Annotated in this window: 13 protein-coding genes; 6 read left to right on the forward strand and 7 right to left on the reverse strand. The window is 41.2% G+C overall.

Annotated features, from left to right (window positions below):
• Nucleotides 1–238: 238 nt before the first annotated feature.
• Nucleotides 239–628: a hypothetical protein gene (locus AAFM34_RS09375; RefSeq protein WP_341662161.1), complete on the reverse strand. Its 390-nt coding sequence runs from the start codon at nucleotides 626–628 to the stop codon at nucleotides 239–241.
• A 315-nt stretch (nucleotides 629–943) separates the two neighbouring features.
• On the opposite strand from AAFM34_RS09375, the gene AAFM34_RS09380 reads away from it, so the two are divergent.
• From AAFM34_RS09380 to AAFM34_RS09390, 3 genes are all read left to right on the forward strand, one after another.
• The gene (locus tag AAFM34_RS09380) at nucleotides 944–1,183 is read left to right on the forward strand and encodes a hypothetical protein (RefSeq protein ID WP_371833265.1); all 240 of its coding nucleotides are present in this window, start codon (nucleotides 944–946) and stop codon (nucleotides 1,181–1,183) included.
• Nucleotides 1,184–1,247: 64 nt separating this feature from the next.
• Nucleotides 1,248–1,715, forward strand: a complete 468-nt coding sequence (locus AAFM34_RS09385) for an OsmC family protein (protein WP_341662163.1) — start codon at nucleotides 1,248–1,250, stop codon at nucleotides 1,713–1,715.
• A gap of 251 nt (nucleotides 1,716–1,966) precedes the next feature.
• Complete coding sequence (locus AAFM34_RS09390) at nucleotides 1,967–4,027, forward strand: hypothetical protein (RefSeq protein WP_341662165.1); 2,061 nt, start codon at nucleotides 1,967–1,969, stop codon at nucleotides 4,025–4,027.
• A gap of 218 nt (nucleotides 4,028–4,245) precedes the next feature.
• On the opposite strand, the gene AAFM34_RS09395 is transcribed toward AAFM34_RS09390, so the two are convergent.
• The 5 genes from AAFM34_RS09395 to AAFM34_RS09415 form a co-directional block, all read right to left on the reverse strand.
• Nucleotides 4,246–4,431, reverse strand: coding sequence for a hypothetical protein (locus AAFM34_RS09395; RefSeq protein WP_341662167.1), 186 nt, complete (start codon nucleotides 4,429–4,431; stop codon nucleotides 4,246–4,248).
• 378 nt (nucleotides 4,432–4,809) lie between these two features.
• Entirely contained in the window at nucleotides 4,810–5,628 is an 819-nt protein-coding gene (locus AAFM34_RS09400) for a tetratricopeptide repeat protein (RefSeq protein ID WP_341662169.1), read from the reverse strand.
• A 98-nt stretch (nucleotides 5,629–5,726) separates the two neighbouring features.
• The gene (locus AAFM34_RS09405; protein WP_341662171.1) at nucleotides 5,727–6,395 is read right to left on the reverse strand and encodes an OmpA family protein; all 669 of its coding nucleotides are present in this window, start codon (nucleotides 6,393–6,395) and stop codon (nucleotides 5,727–5,729) included.
• Nucleotides 6,396–6,560: 165 nt separating this feature from the next.
• Nucleotides 6,561–7,256 (reverse strand): DUF2786 domain-containing protein, encoded by a 696-nt coding sequence (locus AAFM34_RS09410; RefSeq protein ID WP_114785457.1) that lies wholly within the window; start codon nucleotides 7,254–7,256, stop codon nucleotides 6,561–6,563.
• Nucleotides 7,257–7,416: 160 nt separating this feature from the next.
• On the reverse strand, nucleotides 7,417–8,097 hold the full coding sequence (locus AAFM34_RS09415) for a DUF3334 family protein (protein ID WP_341662173.1): 681 nt from the start codon (nucleotides 8,095–8,097) through the stop codon (nucleotides 7,417–7,419).
• 202 nt (nucleotides 8,098–8,299) lie between these two features.
• Here AAFM34_RS09415 and AAFM34_RS09420 point away from each other — a divergent pair, with 202 nt between their 5' ends.
• Together AAFM34_RS09420 and AAFM34_RS09425 are read left to right on the forward strand one after the other, a co-directional pair.
• Nucleotides 8,300–11,332 (forward strand): FAD-binding and (Fe-S)-binding domain-containing protein, encoded by a 3,033-nt coding sequence (locus tag AAFM34_RS09420; protein WP_341662175.1) that lies wholly within the window; start codon nucleotides 8,300–8,302, stop codon nucleotides 11,330–11,332.
• 65 nt (nucleotides 11,333–11,397) lie between these two features.
• Nucleotides 11,398–11,859, forward strand: a complete 462-nt coding sequence (locus AAFM34_RS09425; protein WP_341662177.1) for an isoprenylcysteine carboxylmethyltransferase family protein — start codon at nucleotides 11,398–11,400, stop codon at nucleotides 11,857–11,859.
• 38 nt (nucleotides 11,860–11,897) lie between these two features.
• Here AAFM34_RS09425 and AAFM34_RS09430 read toward each other — a convergent pair whose 3' ends face one another.
• On the reverse strand, nucleotides 11,898–12,623 hold the full coding sequence (locus tag AAFM34_RS09430; protein WP_341662179.1) for a DUF3581 domain-containing protein: 726 nt from the start codon (nucleotides 12,621–12,623) through the stop codon (nucleotides 11,898–11,900).
• Nucleotides 12,624–13,356: 733 nt separating this feature from the next.
• On the opposite strand from AAFM34_RS09430, the gene AAFM34_RS09435 reads away from it, so the two are divergent.
• Nucleotides 13,357–16,002, forward strand: a complete 2,646-nt coding sequence (locus tag AAFM34_RS09435) for a hypothetical protein (RefSeq protein ID WP_341662180.1) — start codon at nucleotides 13,357–13,359, stop codon at nucleotides 16,000–16,002.

The following is a 16,002-nucleotide window of genomic DNA, read 5'->3' on the forward strand; positions in this document are numbered from 1 at the left end:
GACAATACCGAATTTAAAAGGAAATGATTAGATGGGGTTTACCGCCAGCTTACTAAAGTTTTAACGCTATGAGGGAAAATTACCACCTTTTAAAAAATAATATTATTAATATTAAATGAGGTTACCTTGTGAAACGATAAGTTGAATATTCAATATTGGGAACATTATAGTGAGTAGCAACATGATGTTTATGAGGAAACGCTATATTGTTCGACACCACAATATAGCGCTGATTTACTTATGCTAGATTCAAGGTTTTGGTCTCACTTTGTGCTTTATCTATTGCTTTTTCATAGCAATACGAAGACAACATGCCCCAAGCCATTACATTGACCATAAAAGCTTTGATAAGATTCATTGGATTGACGGGGATGGCTTGAAAAACAAAAAACGTACATAGACTTGCTGCAACACCAACTAATATACCTCTAATGTGCCATCTTTGCGTGTTAAACCATGGTAAACAGTAAAGCAATGCCCACAAGCCGCCCCAAAAGACTTGTTTATAGACAAAAAGGTGGTCCGGTGACTCTAACCCTTGCAAAGGATTAATAAGGTAGATTGCCAGTGCATTGGCTAGGCTTCCGATAAAACCAGCCCCTAGCGCGATAGTGATGTTTTTAATCATAGATCTTGTTCTCCCTCTAATTGGATAAAATGTCATCAGCGACCACAGTACTCTACTCACCCAAGTCGCCATGGTGATGATTACTAATATTTTGAACTCAAATACGAGAACTAAACTAAGAAGGAACAAGGCAATTCATTTTTAATTTCATATAGTTAGTTAAATACTACGAAAACTCTGATGAGTATCTAATTTTTGACCTAATTAAATGGGTAAGAGATATAGACTTGCAGTAAATTTGGTACTTATAAATCATTTGCCATCTAGCTTTGTCTCAATCGCTAGGTGAAAATCACCATTTTTGAGGTAATGAAGTTGGTTCAAATATATGGCGCTGAAGAAACCAAAGCGTTCTGTTGCAATTGTAAAAAAGTAACGTCTCATAAGTACTATAGTTTTTCTGAGCCCGAAGAAAGTATGGAAACAGAAATTAAAGGATTCTTTTCTGGGTTAATCGCCAGTATAGCGAATATCTTAATGTCGGGTGAGCCAACAGGTGATTATAAATGTAAGTTATGCGGAACGAACTTGCACACCCCCGATAATCTAGATTGAAGGCCTTTACGATATATTTAAAAGTCAGCAATAAACTCTATTTATTACCGTAAGGAATCATAATATGTCACAGCATTCAGCCGTTATTCGCTGGGTACGGGATGAAGACGAGATATTTAAAGACAATAAATACAGTCGGGCGCACATTTGGGAATTTGATGGTGGACTATCGATACCAGCATCTCCGTCCCCACATGTTGTGCCATTACCATTGTCTAATGACGCTAACGTCGACCCCGAAGAAGCATTTGTTGCAGCACTGTCTAGTTGTCATATGCTAGTCTTCTTGTCGATTGCAGCGAAGCGTAAGTATGTGATCGATAGCTACACGGATGAAGCAGTTGGCATGCTTGGCAAAAATAGTGAGGGTAGGGAATCAATAACTAAGGTCGTTTTGCGCCCACATGTAGTGTTTTCTGGTGATAAAATTCCTACCAATGACCAACTGACAAAAATGCACCATATATCTCATGAAAATTGCTTTATTGCCAACTCGGTAAAAACTGAGGTTATTACCGAAATTGTGAGCTAATAAACACAGGCGTCAATAACTCATTGTTGGCGCGTCTCTGTCCTTCATAAACCTCAAAACTAGCCCTCCATCAAGCGATAACATCTCTTTTGTCATTTTAAACTTGCTTATTTGTGGTTTTAATCTGGCTATTGCACTTATCCCTGACTATTTTGTTAATTTTGATATGCGGTTTGTTACATATTTGATTGTTAGTATCAACCCATACGTCAGTAGTAAGGCTTAATGAAAACAACAAGGAAAAGAGCACAATGAAAACTACTCTCTGCTCTGGCTTGGTGATCTGCGCTGTTGCTGTTTCTGCAAATACTTATGCCGAACCAAAGAACGAAGTCGTAAACCAATTAGCACTTGGGTGCTATTCCATCCAATCACCTCACAATGGAACCTTTCTAACCAAGTATGATAAAGGTGGGCCTGTTAATGATGGTCTGAGTTACCGGTTTGAGGCTGTCCCAATAGCTGAGGCAGAGCGGTTTTACATGAAACCGACATCATTTACGAATTACTTTTTGACTGATAGAAAAGGGCGGTTTCTTGCCAGCCATTTACCTGCGCAAATAAGTGCCGGGCAATATGTTGGCAGTTTTGCTGAGTGGACTGTGTCTTCAACCGAAATCGCAAGTGAATGGCGTTTTGGATTTTATAATAAAGCCTTAGATATGGGCTTAAGGCACAATTGGCAAGACGGGGGGCTGTACTTTTTTGACTTACTGAATCCTAGACATAGAACCAGCGAAAGAGAGTTCCTGCTAGTTGAGCAAACGGGTTGTAAAGCTTTTCCTGAAGTGGCAATCAATGTCACAGGTGACCGCACTGTGCTAGCCGGAGATGTCAATAAGCCGATTAGAGGGTATGTGGATCCCCATACTCATATTACATCATATGAGTTTATGGGTGGAAAAATGATGCATGGCAAGCCGTTTCATCCGTGGGGAGTGGAAGAAGCGTTAAAAGACAGCGCTGAAGCTCATGGCCCAAATGGTTCGCTCGATATTATTGGTAACTTGCTGGCTTTCAATGATATTACTCATAGATACGATACCCGAGGTTGGCCTGATTTCCCTTTTTGGCCGAATCATAAAGAAATGAGCCATATGGGATACTACTACAAGTGGATCGAACGGGCGTATCTATCTGGGCTGAGGTTAATGGTTAGTCATTTAGTCGAAAATGAAGTGCTTTGCCATATTCAGTCGACGGTGAATCCAGGCTCTTGGGTAAATCCTAACAGTTGTAACACCATGGATAGTATACGGCTTCAGATCCATAGGCTCAATGAAATGCAGGACTACATAGATGCTCAATCGGGTGGTGCTGGCAAAGGGTTTTTCCGTTTAGTCACTTCACCCAGTGAAGCTAGGCAGGTGATTGCATATGGAAAGATGGCGGTACTGATGGGTGTTGAAGCGTCTGAAACTTTAAACTGTGGCAAGAAGGATGTGTGCAACCGCGCAACCATTGAAGCTGGGCTCAATGAGCTTTACGATTTTGGTGTTAGGGTGGTCTTTCCAACCCATAAGTTTGATAACCAAATCGCAGGTTCTCGGGTTGAACATGAGTTTATTAATATCGGTCAACTGCTTTCGACAGGGTATTTCTTTGAGACTAAAGAGTGCGACTACCAAACAGGGACAGATAAACATTTTTACCCAGGCTTCCCTTTGATTGGGCAACTTCCTTTTATAAAGGAAATCCTCGATGCTGCTAAATTAAACCCTCAATATGATGAAAATATTCTACATTGCAATCAGCGCGGTTTAAGCCCACTTGGTGAATATTTAGTTAATCGTATGATTGATAAAAAAATGCTGATTGAGATGGACCATATGAGCCCAGATACGGCAACGACTGTGATGGATATTGTCGAGCAGAGGCAATACAGCGGCGTGATTTCATCTCACAGTTGGATGAATACATCAAGAAGTGGCGGACTGCATCATAACACTAAGCGCTTGATTCATGCTGGTGGTTTTGTCGGACCATACAATGGCGATGCTTACCAAATGCAGGTCAAGGTGTCTAGGTATCTCGATGAGTTAGAAAACACGCCATATCTGGCTGGTGTTGGTGTGGGTACAGATATGAATGGCCTAGGCACGCAGCTGGGACCAAGGTTTGATGTATCCACTAATCCTCTTAATTATCCTTTCGTGTCTGAATTTGGATTAGTGTTCGACAAGCAAGTCTCCGGAAATCGAGTATTTGATTTTAATCAGGAGGGAATGGCCCACTACGGTATGCTTGCTGATCACACTCAAGATATGCGAGAGCAAGGCTCAGAGCGAGTGTATAAGGCTGTTATGAACTGAGCAGAAGCTTATATATAGATGTGGGAGAGGTCAGAAGCGAATAACAGCGAGCCTTATATAGAGGCAGTTAAAGTTAGCACGACTGAACAGAGTACAGAGTTTCTATTGAGCCCGACATTCACCAAAGAAGTGCCAATTTATTAGAGCCTAACCTGTAAGCGTACATACTGTTATGCGGTATGTACGCGTTATAAATATCTACAATCATTATGCTTCATCTAGCTTGATGAACGAGCGTCTTTTTCTTTCTGCTGTATCTCAGCTGCGTTAAACTGGCGAACATCTAATTTTGCAAGGTCATTACACTCTTCACATGAGTGATGGCACAATCCATCAATATATTCATGTTTGGTGACCATACTGAGTTTTTTGCACCAATCGCAAACACCTTCAATAGTAAACATCCTTCACCCCTAAACCTATTCTACGGTGTTATTTTCGGCGCGAATTATTACACGGGAAATAAATAAAAGTTAACTATTTGTTATGTAAATTGCGAAAGGAATCGATTACGTAACGTCATGATTTGATAAGGAGAGGCTGGAGCCTATCACCGTTGAAGTGGGGCATTAACGTGGTGAAGGATGATTTTAAGTGCACCATTAAGCCTCTTCATTTCTTCATCACTGCCTTTTAGATCTGGGTGATAGATCTTACACAGCTGTTTGTAGCGAATCTTGATATTTTTCTCGCTGGGAATGGCATTGATTTGAAAGCCAAATAGAGCGCAGGCGAGTGAGAGTTTTTGATCTTTTGCTGGAGCGACAGGGCTTGTTCTAGCCTTAGTTTGTTGCGGAGATGACTGAATTTTTTTGAATTGGCGGTATAGAGTTTCTAGCTGTTTTTTTTTGCTGCTTAAGCTGATGGTTTTTTTCTGCTAGTTTTGTTTGCAACTCACGCTTTTCATAATCTGAGTCAGTTTCTAGGACGCTTGATTGAATTGAGAAGTTGCGTAACTTTAGGTGGTACCAGATGATCACCATGATAAGTATCATAGAAAAGCCCAGCAGAGTATAGATTAAGCTGTCATTATTGACTGATGAACCCAACACCTTTTTAGCTATAGGATCAATTTTAAGACTGAGGTCGTCAAACTGAATCTCTAATTGTTCTATTGATGAAATTTGCTTAGCTCTCTGGGCGTTGAATTTCTTTTCCAACACTCCCGCGTAGGCTTCATCCGCCTTTTCATTGCCTGCGGATGCAGTTCTATACCACACCTCAGCCAAGTCTAGTGTCTTCGGTAATTGAGGCAAGCTCTCATAGACTTTGCCTAAGTTAATTTGGGCATCTGTACTGCCTTCAAGAGCTAAACGAGTCAACCAGTAGATGGCTTCTTGGATATCACGTTTTGACGCTCCGTCTTCAAGGTAAAGGGAGGCCAAACGAGCTGCTGCATGAGAGCTACCATTGTTGGCGGCTTGTTCAAACCAATATAACGCATCGACACGTGATGTTGGTGAAGATGTAGTGAGATACTGCTCAGCAAGAAGGATTTGAGCCTCAACGTCGTTATTTTGCGCTTTAGCTGTTAAAGCGTCTATGGATTCCGCCATACAAAAAGAGCAGAACAACAGCAGTGAAAGGCTAACAAATTTCAATGTATTCCTTTACGAAATAAGCAGATTGACCTGACCTATAGTGTAATGTATTTATTGGGTAATGAGAAAGATACAGCAACAAGTCAGGTCAATACGCCTCATTTAAGCGGAAGAATTTTAATCTCTACGCGGCGGTTACAAGCTCGACCTTCAGTAGTGGAGTTAGTGCATATAGGAAAGCGTTCTCCGTTGCCACGTGCGATGGCACGGCCGGAGGCTACGCCTTGTGAAATTAGGTAGGAACGGACAGATTCTGCTCTCTTCTCAGATAGTACTTGGTTGTTAGTATCGTTACCTGTGCTATCTGTATGCCCCTCAATAACGAGGCTTGTGTCAGGGTACTCAACCAAGATTTTGGCGACACCTTGCAGGGTTTTGTGAATGCTAGAGTCGAGGTTGTATGCACTACTTTGAAAGCCAATACCATTTTCCATGCGCAACAATAGCTGATTCTCACCAATACGCTCAACTTGTACACCGGAATTTAGTAATGATTTTCTTAAAGCGGCTTCCTGCTGGTCAAAGTAATAGCCGACACCGCCACCGATAGCAGCACCACCTGCTGCACCTATTAAAGCATGCTGGCGGCGTTCAGTCGCGTCATCACCTGTAGCCAGACCGACAGCCACTCCTGCTAGTGCACCTAGCAGTGCGCCTTTGGTTGTAGAGTTGGTCTCACTCTGACCCGTTGTTGCATTTTCTCGTTGGGTTGCCTGACAACCAGAAAGTACAGCTGCTACCACCACTGTTAAAGCTAATTTATTCACAAAACATCTCCATGTAGAATCATTTTTGAATGCGCCCACACTCGAATATGGGGGCAAAGCAATTAACGCCATAGTTGATATTTGTGTCAATTATATATGTATCAATTTACTGAATATTTGCTGACTTCAGACATAAGCGGATGAAATTTCGCCATCTAGTACTGATTACTGGGAGTGTTTTCGTAACATTTTGGGTGCTTGCGCGCCGTCGATAGGTCTGCTTACCGATACAGAACGACCTTTTTTCAGGCCGACTTCATAATCTTCGGTTAGGTTTTTCATGGCTTCCTTCAACTGCTTTTTGAAAGTTTCGCGATCTATGTTTTTAAACTCTTTATCTATGTAGTCGTCAATTTTTTTACAAGAGTCTTCATCAGGATTGATCATTGGCAGCTTTTCAAGCGCTCCCTCGACCCAGCCTGAAATAAATGAATTCACGCGGCGGGTAACTTCGGTGTTTGAAGTTCCTGTACCCGCAAAGCTGTTACGAAACTTCCCTGTTTGTTCATTAAGCTCTCGATAGACGATATCAAATGCAAAGGCTGCAAAGATAGCGCGGTCTGCTTCGCCAATAAATTCGGCTCTTTTTAATCCTTTATGATTAGTAAGTACTGCCTCAACGCCAAACTTGGTGTTAATTCCGCGAATAATACGCAACAAGGTAGAGCTGATGTTGGAGGGGAGTAAGTGTGTCGATTGAGTTTTTCCCATTTTGATGAATTCAATATCATCTTTGTCTAAGCCATACTTAAGCATCAGACGATGTGCCATTTTTATTGCATTGGCAGCTTCGTTAACATTGGCAGAGTTACCAAGTTCAAGACATTTAGCAATCTTTTTGAGGGCTTTTTGTTTATCCATCGACAACAGAAAATCTCACCGTTTCTAAAGAGGTCAAGTATTTTAACTCTTCTGACATTAAAACGGAACTGCTGAAGCAAGAATCTTAGTGACGGTGCATAATTAAGACAAGTAAAAGCCGCCCAGTTTGAGCGGCTGTAGATACTGTGTGTGAAAGACCCTAAATACCAAGGTCATCCATTAAATCAGAAGCTTGTGTATTTGATTTTTCTTTACCTTCTTTTTCTTCCCTCACATCCATGAGTGCCTGTTCCAAAATAGCGTCAGGGCTTTCCTCTTCATGTGATTCGAATTCTTCAAGCTGAATAAACTCTGTCTTGTCCATAGCGAGTTCAAGATAGAAAATATTGCCTGTTTCGGTAGAAAACGTCACGCGTCTGGCCTGTGGGCGATCAAGGTTTGTATCGACTGACAAGATGACTTGCTTATTTAGTGTAAGCATTTTGGGTTGGTTTTGAGTGATGTGCGTCTGGAGGTCTTTACGTATTTGGTTGGTGAAGCCACCAACTATCTGATTCATCAGCTCACCGAGTACATCCGCCACTTCATCTGAGGTGTGCAGTGTGGCTAATTCTTCTTCTGGCATGCCCATATGACGCATATAATTCGTATAAAGCTCTAGTGCAGCCTTTGAGGTGAAATTGATGACAACCAATCCGGAGAAACCGCCATCAAACAGGACGAAGCAGCCAAAATCAGGTTTGAGGCCTGTTTTAGTGATTTTTTGCACCATGGCAGAGTAATGGATATCTGAGTTACTCGCCTCGCTTAATATGGTTGATACGGATTGACAGAGTTTTAAAAGAATATCTTCTGTAGTGATGATTTGATTTTTTTTCATTGATGGCTCTCTTATAAAAGACATGTGCTAACTAATCCATAATGATTAAGTGTGGATAAGAAATTAGATAAGTGCCATTTTCAAATCGTATTTATGTTTTATTCGCCGTTTCAAATGTTGTAAAGTGACGAAAATCAAAAAATATTATCCGTTTATTAGGACCCTTTACTGTTAGGAATAGTGAAGTAGGGGCAGGAAGCAAATGTTACCAAGATTACACTTACAGTCTGATGTTGATCCGCTTGTACTAGGTTTTCTCAAAGACCTCAAAAATGAAGGTTTTGAAGGCGACATCGAAAGCCAATATTCTAGCCGCTTAGCGGTTGCCACCGACAACAGCGTTTATCAACAGCTACCCCAGGCTGTTGTGCACCCTAAATCAACTCAAGATGTTGTTTTATTGAGCAGACTCAGTACACAAGAAAATTATGAACGGATTACTTTCTCGCCTCGTGGAGGGGGAACGGGAACCAATGGCCAGTCTTTGACTCAAGGAATTGTTGTTGACCTTTCTCGCTATATGAACAAGGTACTTGAAATTAATCAAGAAGAGGGTTGGGTGAGAGTTCAAACTGGACTTGTTAAAGATCAACTAAATGATGCCATAAGGTCCTATGGATATTTTTTCTCACCGGACCTGTCAACCAGTAATCGAGCAACGATTGGTGGGATGATCAATACCGATGCGTCTGGGCAAGGCTCATTAAAATATGGAAAAACGTCAGACCATGTTTTGTCAGTTCAGGCGGTTTTTGCCGATGGTTCGCTGCTTGAATCCGATATGTCTTGTGGCGGACCAGATGAAGATGATTATGCTCATCGTGCCTTACGAGTCACGGAAAAAGTTTGCCGTGAAAAACGCGATCAAATTAAAGCAAAATTCCCACCACTTAACCGTTTTTTAACCGGATACGATTTAAACAATGCCATTAACGAACAAACAGGCGAGTTTGATATCACCCGAGTTCTCTGTGGTGCTGAGGGGTCTTTAGCGTTTCTCACTGAAGCCAAACTTAATCTCACCCCGATCCCCAAAGTAAGGGTTTTGGTGAATGTTAAATACAACAGTTTCGATTCGGCGCTACGTAATGCACCTTTTATGGTTAAAGCAAGTGCATTATCGGTGGAAACTATTGACTCCAAAGTGCTCAATTTGGCCAAACAAGACATTGTATGGCACACGGTAAGTGATTTATTGACCGATGTCCCTGGCAAAGATATGCAAGGGATTAACATGGTGGAGTATGCCGGGCACGATGTTGAGGAAGTTGACCGCCAACTTAGTGCTTTAACAGAAAAGCTCGATACCATGATTGTCAGCGAAGACGCTGGAATCATTGGGTATCAAGTCTGTAGAGACTTATCGAGTATTGGGCGGATATACAACATGCGAAAGAAAGCCGTTGGTTTACTAGGCGCCGCTAAAGGTCGTGCTAAACCTGTAGCGTTTGCTGAAGATACTTGTGTACCTCCCGAAAATTTGGCTGACTTTATCGCTGAGTTTCGTCAATTGCTTGATTCCAAGTCTCTTTCTTATGGAATGTTTGGGCACGTTGATGCAGGGGTATTACATGTACGCCCAGCCTTAGACTTGTGTGATCCTAGCCAAGAATCTCTCATGCATGAAATCTCTGATCAGGTGGTTAAGCTTGTCGCCAAATACGGCGGTTTGATGTGGGGAGAGCACGGCAAAGGCTTTCGCTCTGAATATGGTCCCGAGTTTTTTGGCGATGAGTTATTTACTGAATTAAGACGAGTGAAAGCTGCTTTCGACCCGCATAATAAGATGAATCCCGGTAAGATTTGCACACCTCTTGATAGTCAAGCTGAATTGGTTAAAGTGGCAGGGACGAAGCGGGGTTATTACGATCGTCAGATCGATGTAAAGGTTCGTGACAGTTTTAAACAAGCGATGGAATGTAATGGCAACGGTCTGTGTTTTAACTATGATACGTCCTCACCCATGTGTCCTTCAATGAAAGTTACCGCTGATAGACGCCATTCACCAAAAGGGCGAGCGGGTCTTGTGAGGGAATGGTTAAGACAGCTCACCGAGCAGGGTATCGATATTCTTGATCTTGAGAAGAAAACGCTTACAGATACAGTGTCGATAAAGTCTATGATTGAGCGAGTAAAAAATTCTTTCACCAAGCAGAGAGACTATGATTTCTCGCATGAAGTGCTGGAAGCTATGAATGGTTGCTTAGCTTGTAAAGCTTGCGCTAGTCAATGTCCGATTAAGGTTGATGTACCAAGCTTTCGTTCTCGATTTCTGAATATTTACTACTCAAGATATCAACGCCCCGCAAAAGACTATCTGGTTGCTAATATTGAGTCTCTACTGCCGTTAATGGCAAAAGCGCCGACGCTTATAAATGGTGTTTTGGGCCAGAATTGGGTACAGAAATTGACTACTTCTGTGGTCGGTTATACTGATCTTCCTCTGATGTCAGTACCGACACTTGACGTGAGAATGAGCATCTATAAAAGATTTAATTTGGACGAAATGACACGCCTATCTGCTGATGATAAGGCTAATCATGTGGTTATTGTTCAAGATCCGTTCACCAGCTACTACGATGCAGATGTCGTAGAAGACTTTGCGCAACTACTTATTAAACTTGGAAAAACGCCCGTTTTACTGCCATTTAAACCTAATGGCAAAGCTCAACATGTTAAGGGCTTTTTGAAGCGATTTGCTCATACAGCTGAAACTACAGCGGACTTTTTACGTCAAGTTGCTAACAGTAACCTATCCATGGTTGGTGTTGACCCCGCACTTGTCCTTTGTTACCGAGATGAATACAACGAAGTCTTGGGAGAAAAACGAGGGGATTTTGAAGTACTCAATGTTCATGAGTGGCTTGAGCCGCGACTCAATGAATTTGAAACTGCAACTTCGATTTCAAGTGAGCCTTGGTATTTGTTTTCTCATTGTACTGAGAAGACAAAAATGCCCAATGCTGAAAAAGAATGGAGCAGGATATTCACTCATTTTGGGGCAAGTCTAAATACTGTCCCAGTGGGTTGTTGTGGTATGGCTGGAACCTTTGGGCATGAGGTTGACAAACTTGACATGTCGCGGGATATCTATGGCTTAAGCTGGAAGCCGCAGATAGAGCAGCTACCAAAAGAGCGATGTCTTGTTACGGGCTATTCTTGTCGAACCCAGGTTAAGCGGTTTGATAGCACAAAAATGCAGCACCCATTGCAAGCATTATTAAAGATTGTGTGAATGATCTGGCTCAGCACACTGTGCTGGGCTATTTTTTATTTAAGTCGGTTTGGTTGGTATGGGATATGAAAAGTCTTGAAAGAAAGCTTCCTCCACTTCTTATATTTACTATTTTGTGTATAGCGATCAAATATACCAGCAATGTATTCGATACTTTGTCGGTTACTTTACCTTTGGCACCAATAGTATTGCTTACATGCCTTGTTTTATCAGCTTTCATTGGTTTTGCTGGTGTCTATGAGTTTAGAAAAGTGAAGACGACAATTAATCCTATTGAGGTAAAACAAGCGATAAAGGTCGTTGATACTGGTGTATTTTCGTTTACTCGAAATCCAATGTACTTAAGTATGTTTATTTTGCTGTTTGGTTTTGCCTATTGGCAGCAAAATATCTTGAGTATGCTGATTACATTTACTTTTGTATTCTACATTAATCGATTTCAAATTTTGCCGGAGGAAGCGGCTATGGAGGAGTTATTTGGAGCAACCTATGTGGATTATAAACAGCGTGTTAGGCGCTGGATATAAAAGTCCCACAGCGTGTGTGGGACTTGAATATTGCTATTTTAAGCTGCTTGGTTGAGCTGTGCTAGGAAGGCCTTTTTACGTTCGTTGAAACGAGATACTAACCCATCGATATCATCTTGGTTGTACTCCTTTAGACCGCTAGCGACCATTCTTTTTATGCCTTTTCCGACGACATCAGTTTCTTGCTTAAAATCAAAATTAAGCGTGACCACTCCTCGTTTACCTTCAACATCAAATGTTGCACCGTTAAACTCTACCTCTGGATTAGAGATATCTAAGCGGGAGAATTCTACTTCCATACTTTCGTATATCACTAGTGGACGTTGGCAATTAATCATCATCTTCTGTTCTTGCATTAACGGAACCATGATGTGAGGAAAATTCATACCCGAAAACTGAACGTAGTTTGTCACCACATGTTCAATGAATGCTGGATCACGATTGATATCGCCCTCGCGTGTCATTTGAAGGTACTCTTTACCATTACAATCGACAACGCTCGCTTGTTTATCGCATTTATTATTGATGTGAAGAGCAATGCCTTCACCGACCATGCCTGAGAAATCAAACCGCATCTTCTGACTGACACCTTCTTTTTTTAGCAAGACAGCGAACAGAAGATCTCCGGGTACACAGAAGCGCTTGTTGTCTTCATCATGAATTGGATTGAAGTCACCAGCGACGACTTTCGCAAAGTGGCTTGCCTGCTGACGGGTGAATTCGAACTGCTTGTCATTACTAGAAAAATAGGGTTTTAAAAACATAACTTACGCTAATTTGCCAAAACTGAGTTGAATTATATATGAGGTTTTCAATTCAATGGTCCATCCAGTGACAGGTTGCATTGGTTACAATCTAATTTGACGCTGAGAAAGAACAATAGGGTTTAGTTCGCTACTTTGAGCTGGTTCAAAATGTCATGTGTGCAATCTCTTAAAAACCTGTGAGATATCAACCATAATTAGTGATTATGACTTTATATTCAATTGTTTCATATGTTATAAGTCGATTGATTTAAATAATTTTTAAATATAGTTCACTTTTTAAAACAAATAAGTAGATGCCGCGCGTGTGTTTTTATTTTTACGTTAGATGTCTTTTATAAATTTCATTGTGAATTTATTTAATTTTAAATTTTTTACATCAAAAAACTTAAGAACCAAAAATTTAAGTAATAGGTAAAGGTGGAAAAAGTCTCTACCTTTTATATTCAAATCAAAGTAATAAATAAGGTGTTACAGATATTTGATCGTATCTTTGTTTAGTCGTAAGAATAATTTTTTGAATAAAAATCACATTGTTTATTTTTTGGTATCGATTGTATTTATATCTAGGCCAGTTTTATAGAACCTGATTTTTATAATTTCAATAAGTTTCCTGTCTTTCCATAAGTCTTGCGAATATTTTAATTCAATAGATGTAGAAGACTGCTCATTAGGAATGAGGAATTTATTCGTACTAGCGAAGAAAGCAGCTTTAATCTAATTAGGAAAAAATATGAAGTTTCGACAACTGGCACTCATTTGTGCCATGGCGTCTCCTTACGCGAATGCGTTTCAGGTTTGCAATATAGGAGAGGAGTATGGGGTGCTTGAAGGCGAAGGTTTGCACCAATTACGTAAATCAAATTATCAAGCATTCAGTGAAGATATAACACCAGACCATTTGTTCACATCAAATCCACTGCATAAGTCGGATGTTAAACCCTCATTAACAGAAGCGGAAGATGTATTTCCCCAGACATCGTCATTGCTTGATGCTGGTCCTGCCAGTACAGTGGCTCTTGAAGCAGAAGAAGCGGCAAGTTTGTTAAAGACAATCGGTCGTTCGACAATAGGAGCGGCAAAGGGAGCACTTGAAGTGCTAGGGCCAGTGGGTGATGCTGTCATGGTTGGTTTGTGGGCCAATGACGTTGCCAAGTCATTTGAAGACGAAACCAATACCAGTTACGACCGTTTTGCAACTGTGATGAGTCTGATTGATTGGTTTGGCGTGCTAAAGCTACCTGAGCGTGAGATTGATCGTCAAATACTCGTCTCACGCTGGAACAAAGTTGCGGCGGGAGAACACTACAGCTTCAAGGTTCACAATGATATTGTGACACAGCAAGATAAAAGAGACAAACAACACTGGGCAGATCTATCTAAAAATCAACAACTGATGCTTGAAGGGATTGCAAAAGGTTTTGCGAAAGATGTCGCTCTTAAATATCAGCAGTACTACCAAGAAGCAGTACTAGGGCAGACTCAATTGGTTGAAACCTTGCTTAACGCCGTTGACGAAGAGCAATACAAGTCAATCTCAAGCAAACTTTCCCTTGAAGAATCTGGAAGAAGAGTTTTTTCAGCAGACTTTTCATCATCTTGTCAAACTGAGGTTGATACTTTACTTGCACTTTACCCTGAGCAAGAACTCAACAATGAACGTCCACCAGCTATACCTTCAAAGCGTCAAGCAAATCGTGCGCTTGCGGATTTGCAACATTGTCAGCAAGACCAATTAGACGCGGCACTCTCTTTACTTGATAGAGTAAGAAATGGTGGTGTTGAAGGACTTGATCGTCAATCTATGCACAGGCTGTATCAACAAGTCCTCAATGCAAAAATACGCATTGTTGAAACCGCTGCACAGCAGTTAGAGGGGATGAAGAGTCGGTTGATCACAGAAATGCGTGCAGACGGTCGGGAAACCATCGATAACTTGTTCCAATCAGGAGCGGTAGAATCTGCCCACAGATACTTTATTGAGCAAGCTGACTACTTAGCGATTGACGAAATGTCTCGGAGTATTTTCGGTCGACCAGCAACATCTACCGAGCTTCGTCAGAAATATTTTGTCATTCAAGAGGGTTACAGAAAATGCACCAAAATAGGCATCTTAGGTGGAGATCCTAATTTTAGAGGATGTACACAATACACATGGATCCCTGCTGAGATTGAGCGATATGATTCATCAAAGGATGCGGTGATATCTCAAATGGTGATGCCAAATAAAGACAATATAAAGCGCGTGTTTGATCGTTCTTTAGAAAACTTAATAGATAATGGGTGGAGTGCGCAACAGGAAGAGGATTGGCTTGAAAAGCAAATTATAAATTTCTCAGAGAAGCAAAGGATTATACAAAAAGCCCAGCAGGATAAGTCGAATGTCATGCGCTGGCTGTTTGATTCCTCATCAGCATTAGAGTCTGAATGTGGGGGCGGTAATGCTTGTGCTGGGTGGTCAGCAGGATATCTGAGTAAAGAAAACTTATCTCGTGATTCGTCTTTACATCATATTGCTAATTGGCATACACGAAATAAAAACTCAGGCTATTACGTCCATTCAAAGCGTGTTGAAAAGCTAAATAGCTTGATTCCAGTAGCATTAGAAAGTGAATGGCAAGCCAACCATATTAAAGGTTTTTATAGTTATGCATACCCAAATAGTTTTGACCTAGATAAACACGCACCATTGATTGCTTCCGCGCTCAGGAACTCGAGTCTTGATATCACCAACTTAGCCTCAACACTTGGTTTAGCAAAAGGGATTGTTAAAACACATATCACAGAGGCTTTGAATCTTGCTGAGCAGCATGATGAAGGGTGGTTAAATGAACAGATTGGTGATTTCCATCGCTATGTTTCAATTGTTCATGCGCAGAATACTTCAACAGGACACTACGCTTCTGGTGAGCAGGGAGCGACAGGCCTCTTCTCAGAACCTTTGCCTGCTAACCAATTGCGTTATTTAACATTGGACAGGTATCAGACTATTGATGGCGGGCAGCCAGGCTATTATTACTCTACTAATAATTATGATGAGATGAGCTACGACACACGTTTACACTTTTCTATTGATGCTCTATTTGGATCCAACTCAGCTCTGGCTAATAAACTTGACCAGTTAAAGCAGGTTAACGCTAGGTTTACCGACCAGCCTGGTCGTACTTGTTTGATTGTTTACCCGCAGCTTAAGGATGCATTAATGCAAGTGTCAGCAAATGAGAGCCTGTATTGGGTTACACCGTTATCTGAATGGTTTGATAGCTTGACTCGTCGTCAGTTTAAACTATTCGGCACGATTCGATTTGCAGTGATGAAGCAAAATGAACTTAACATTGGCTGTGATCTTAGTCCAAACAACCCTGAATATTGGCGTTAA

Origin of the sequence: Vibrio sp. (genome assembly GCF_038138445.1) — a bacterium.
Lineage (GTDB): Bacteria > Pseudomonadota > Gammaproteobacteria > Enterobacterales > Vibrionaceae > Vibrio.

Excerpts from the sequence above, each read along its gene's own strand:
- AAFM34_RS09395 (WP_341662167.1), bottom strand. The coding sequence starts at position 4,431 with ATGTTTACTATTGAAGGTGTTTGCGATTGGTGCAAAAAACTCAGTATG.
- AAFM34_RS09390 (WP_341662165.1), top strand. The coding sequence starts at position 1,967 with ATGAAAACTACTCTCTGCTCTGGCTTGGTGATCTGCGCTGTTGCTGTT.
- AAFM34_RS09420 (WP_341662175.1), top strand. The coding sequence starts at position 8,300 with ATGTTACCAAGATTACACTTACAGTCTGATGTTGATCCGCTTGTACTA.
- AAFM34_RS09425 (WP_341662177.1), top strand. The coding sequence starts at position 11,398 with ATGAAAAGTCTTGAAAGAAAGCTTCCTCCACTTCTTATATTTACTATT.
- AAFM34_RS09375 (WP_341662161.1), bottom strand. The coding sequence starts at position 628 with ATGATTAAAAACATCACTATCGCGCTAGGGGCTGGTTTTATCGGAAGC.
- AAFM34_RS09410 (WP_114785457.1), bottom strand. The coding sequence starts at position 7,256 with ATGGATAAACAAAAAGCCCTCAAAAAGATTGCTAAATGTCTTGAACTT.
- AAFM34_RS09415 (WP_341662173.1), bottom strand. The coding sequence starts at position 8,097 with ATGAAAAAAAATCAAATCATCACTACAGAAGATATTCTTTTAAAACTC.
- AAFM34_RS09430 (WP_341662179.1), bottom strand. The coding sequence starts at position 12,623 with ATGTTTTTAAAACCCTATTTTTCTAGTAATGACAAGCAGTTCGAATTC.
- AAFM34_RS09435 (WP_341662180.1), top strand. The coding sequence starts at position 13,357 with ATGAAGTTTCGACAACTGGCACTCATTTGTGCCATGGCGTCTCCTTAC.
- AAFM34_RS09385 (WP_341662163.1), top strand. The coding sequence starts at position 1,248 with ATGTCACAGCATTCAGCCGTTATTCGCTGGGTACGGGATGAAGACGAG.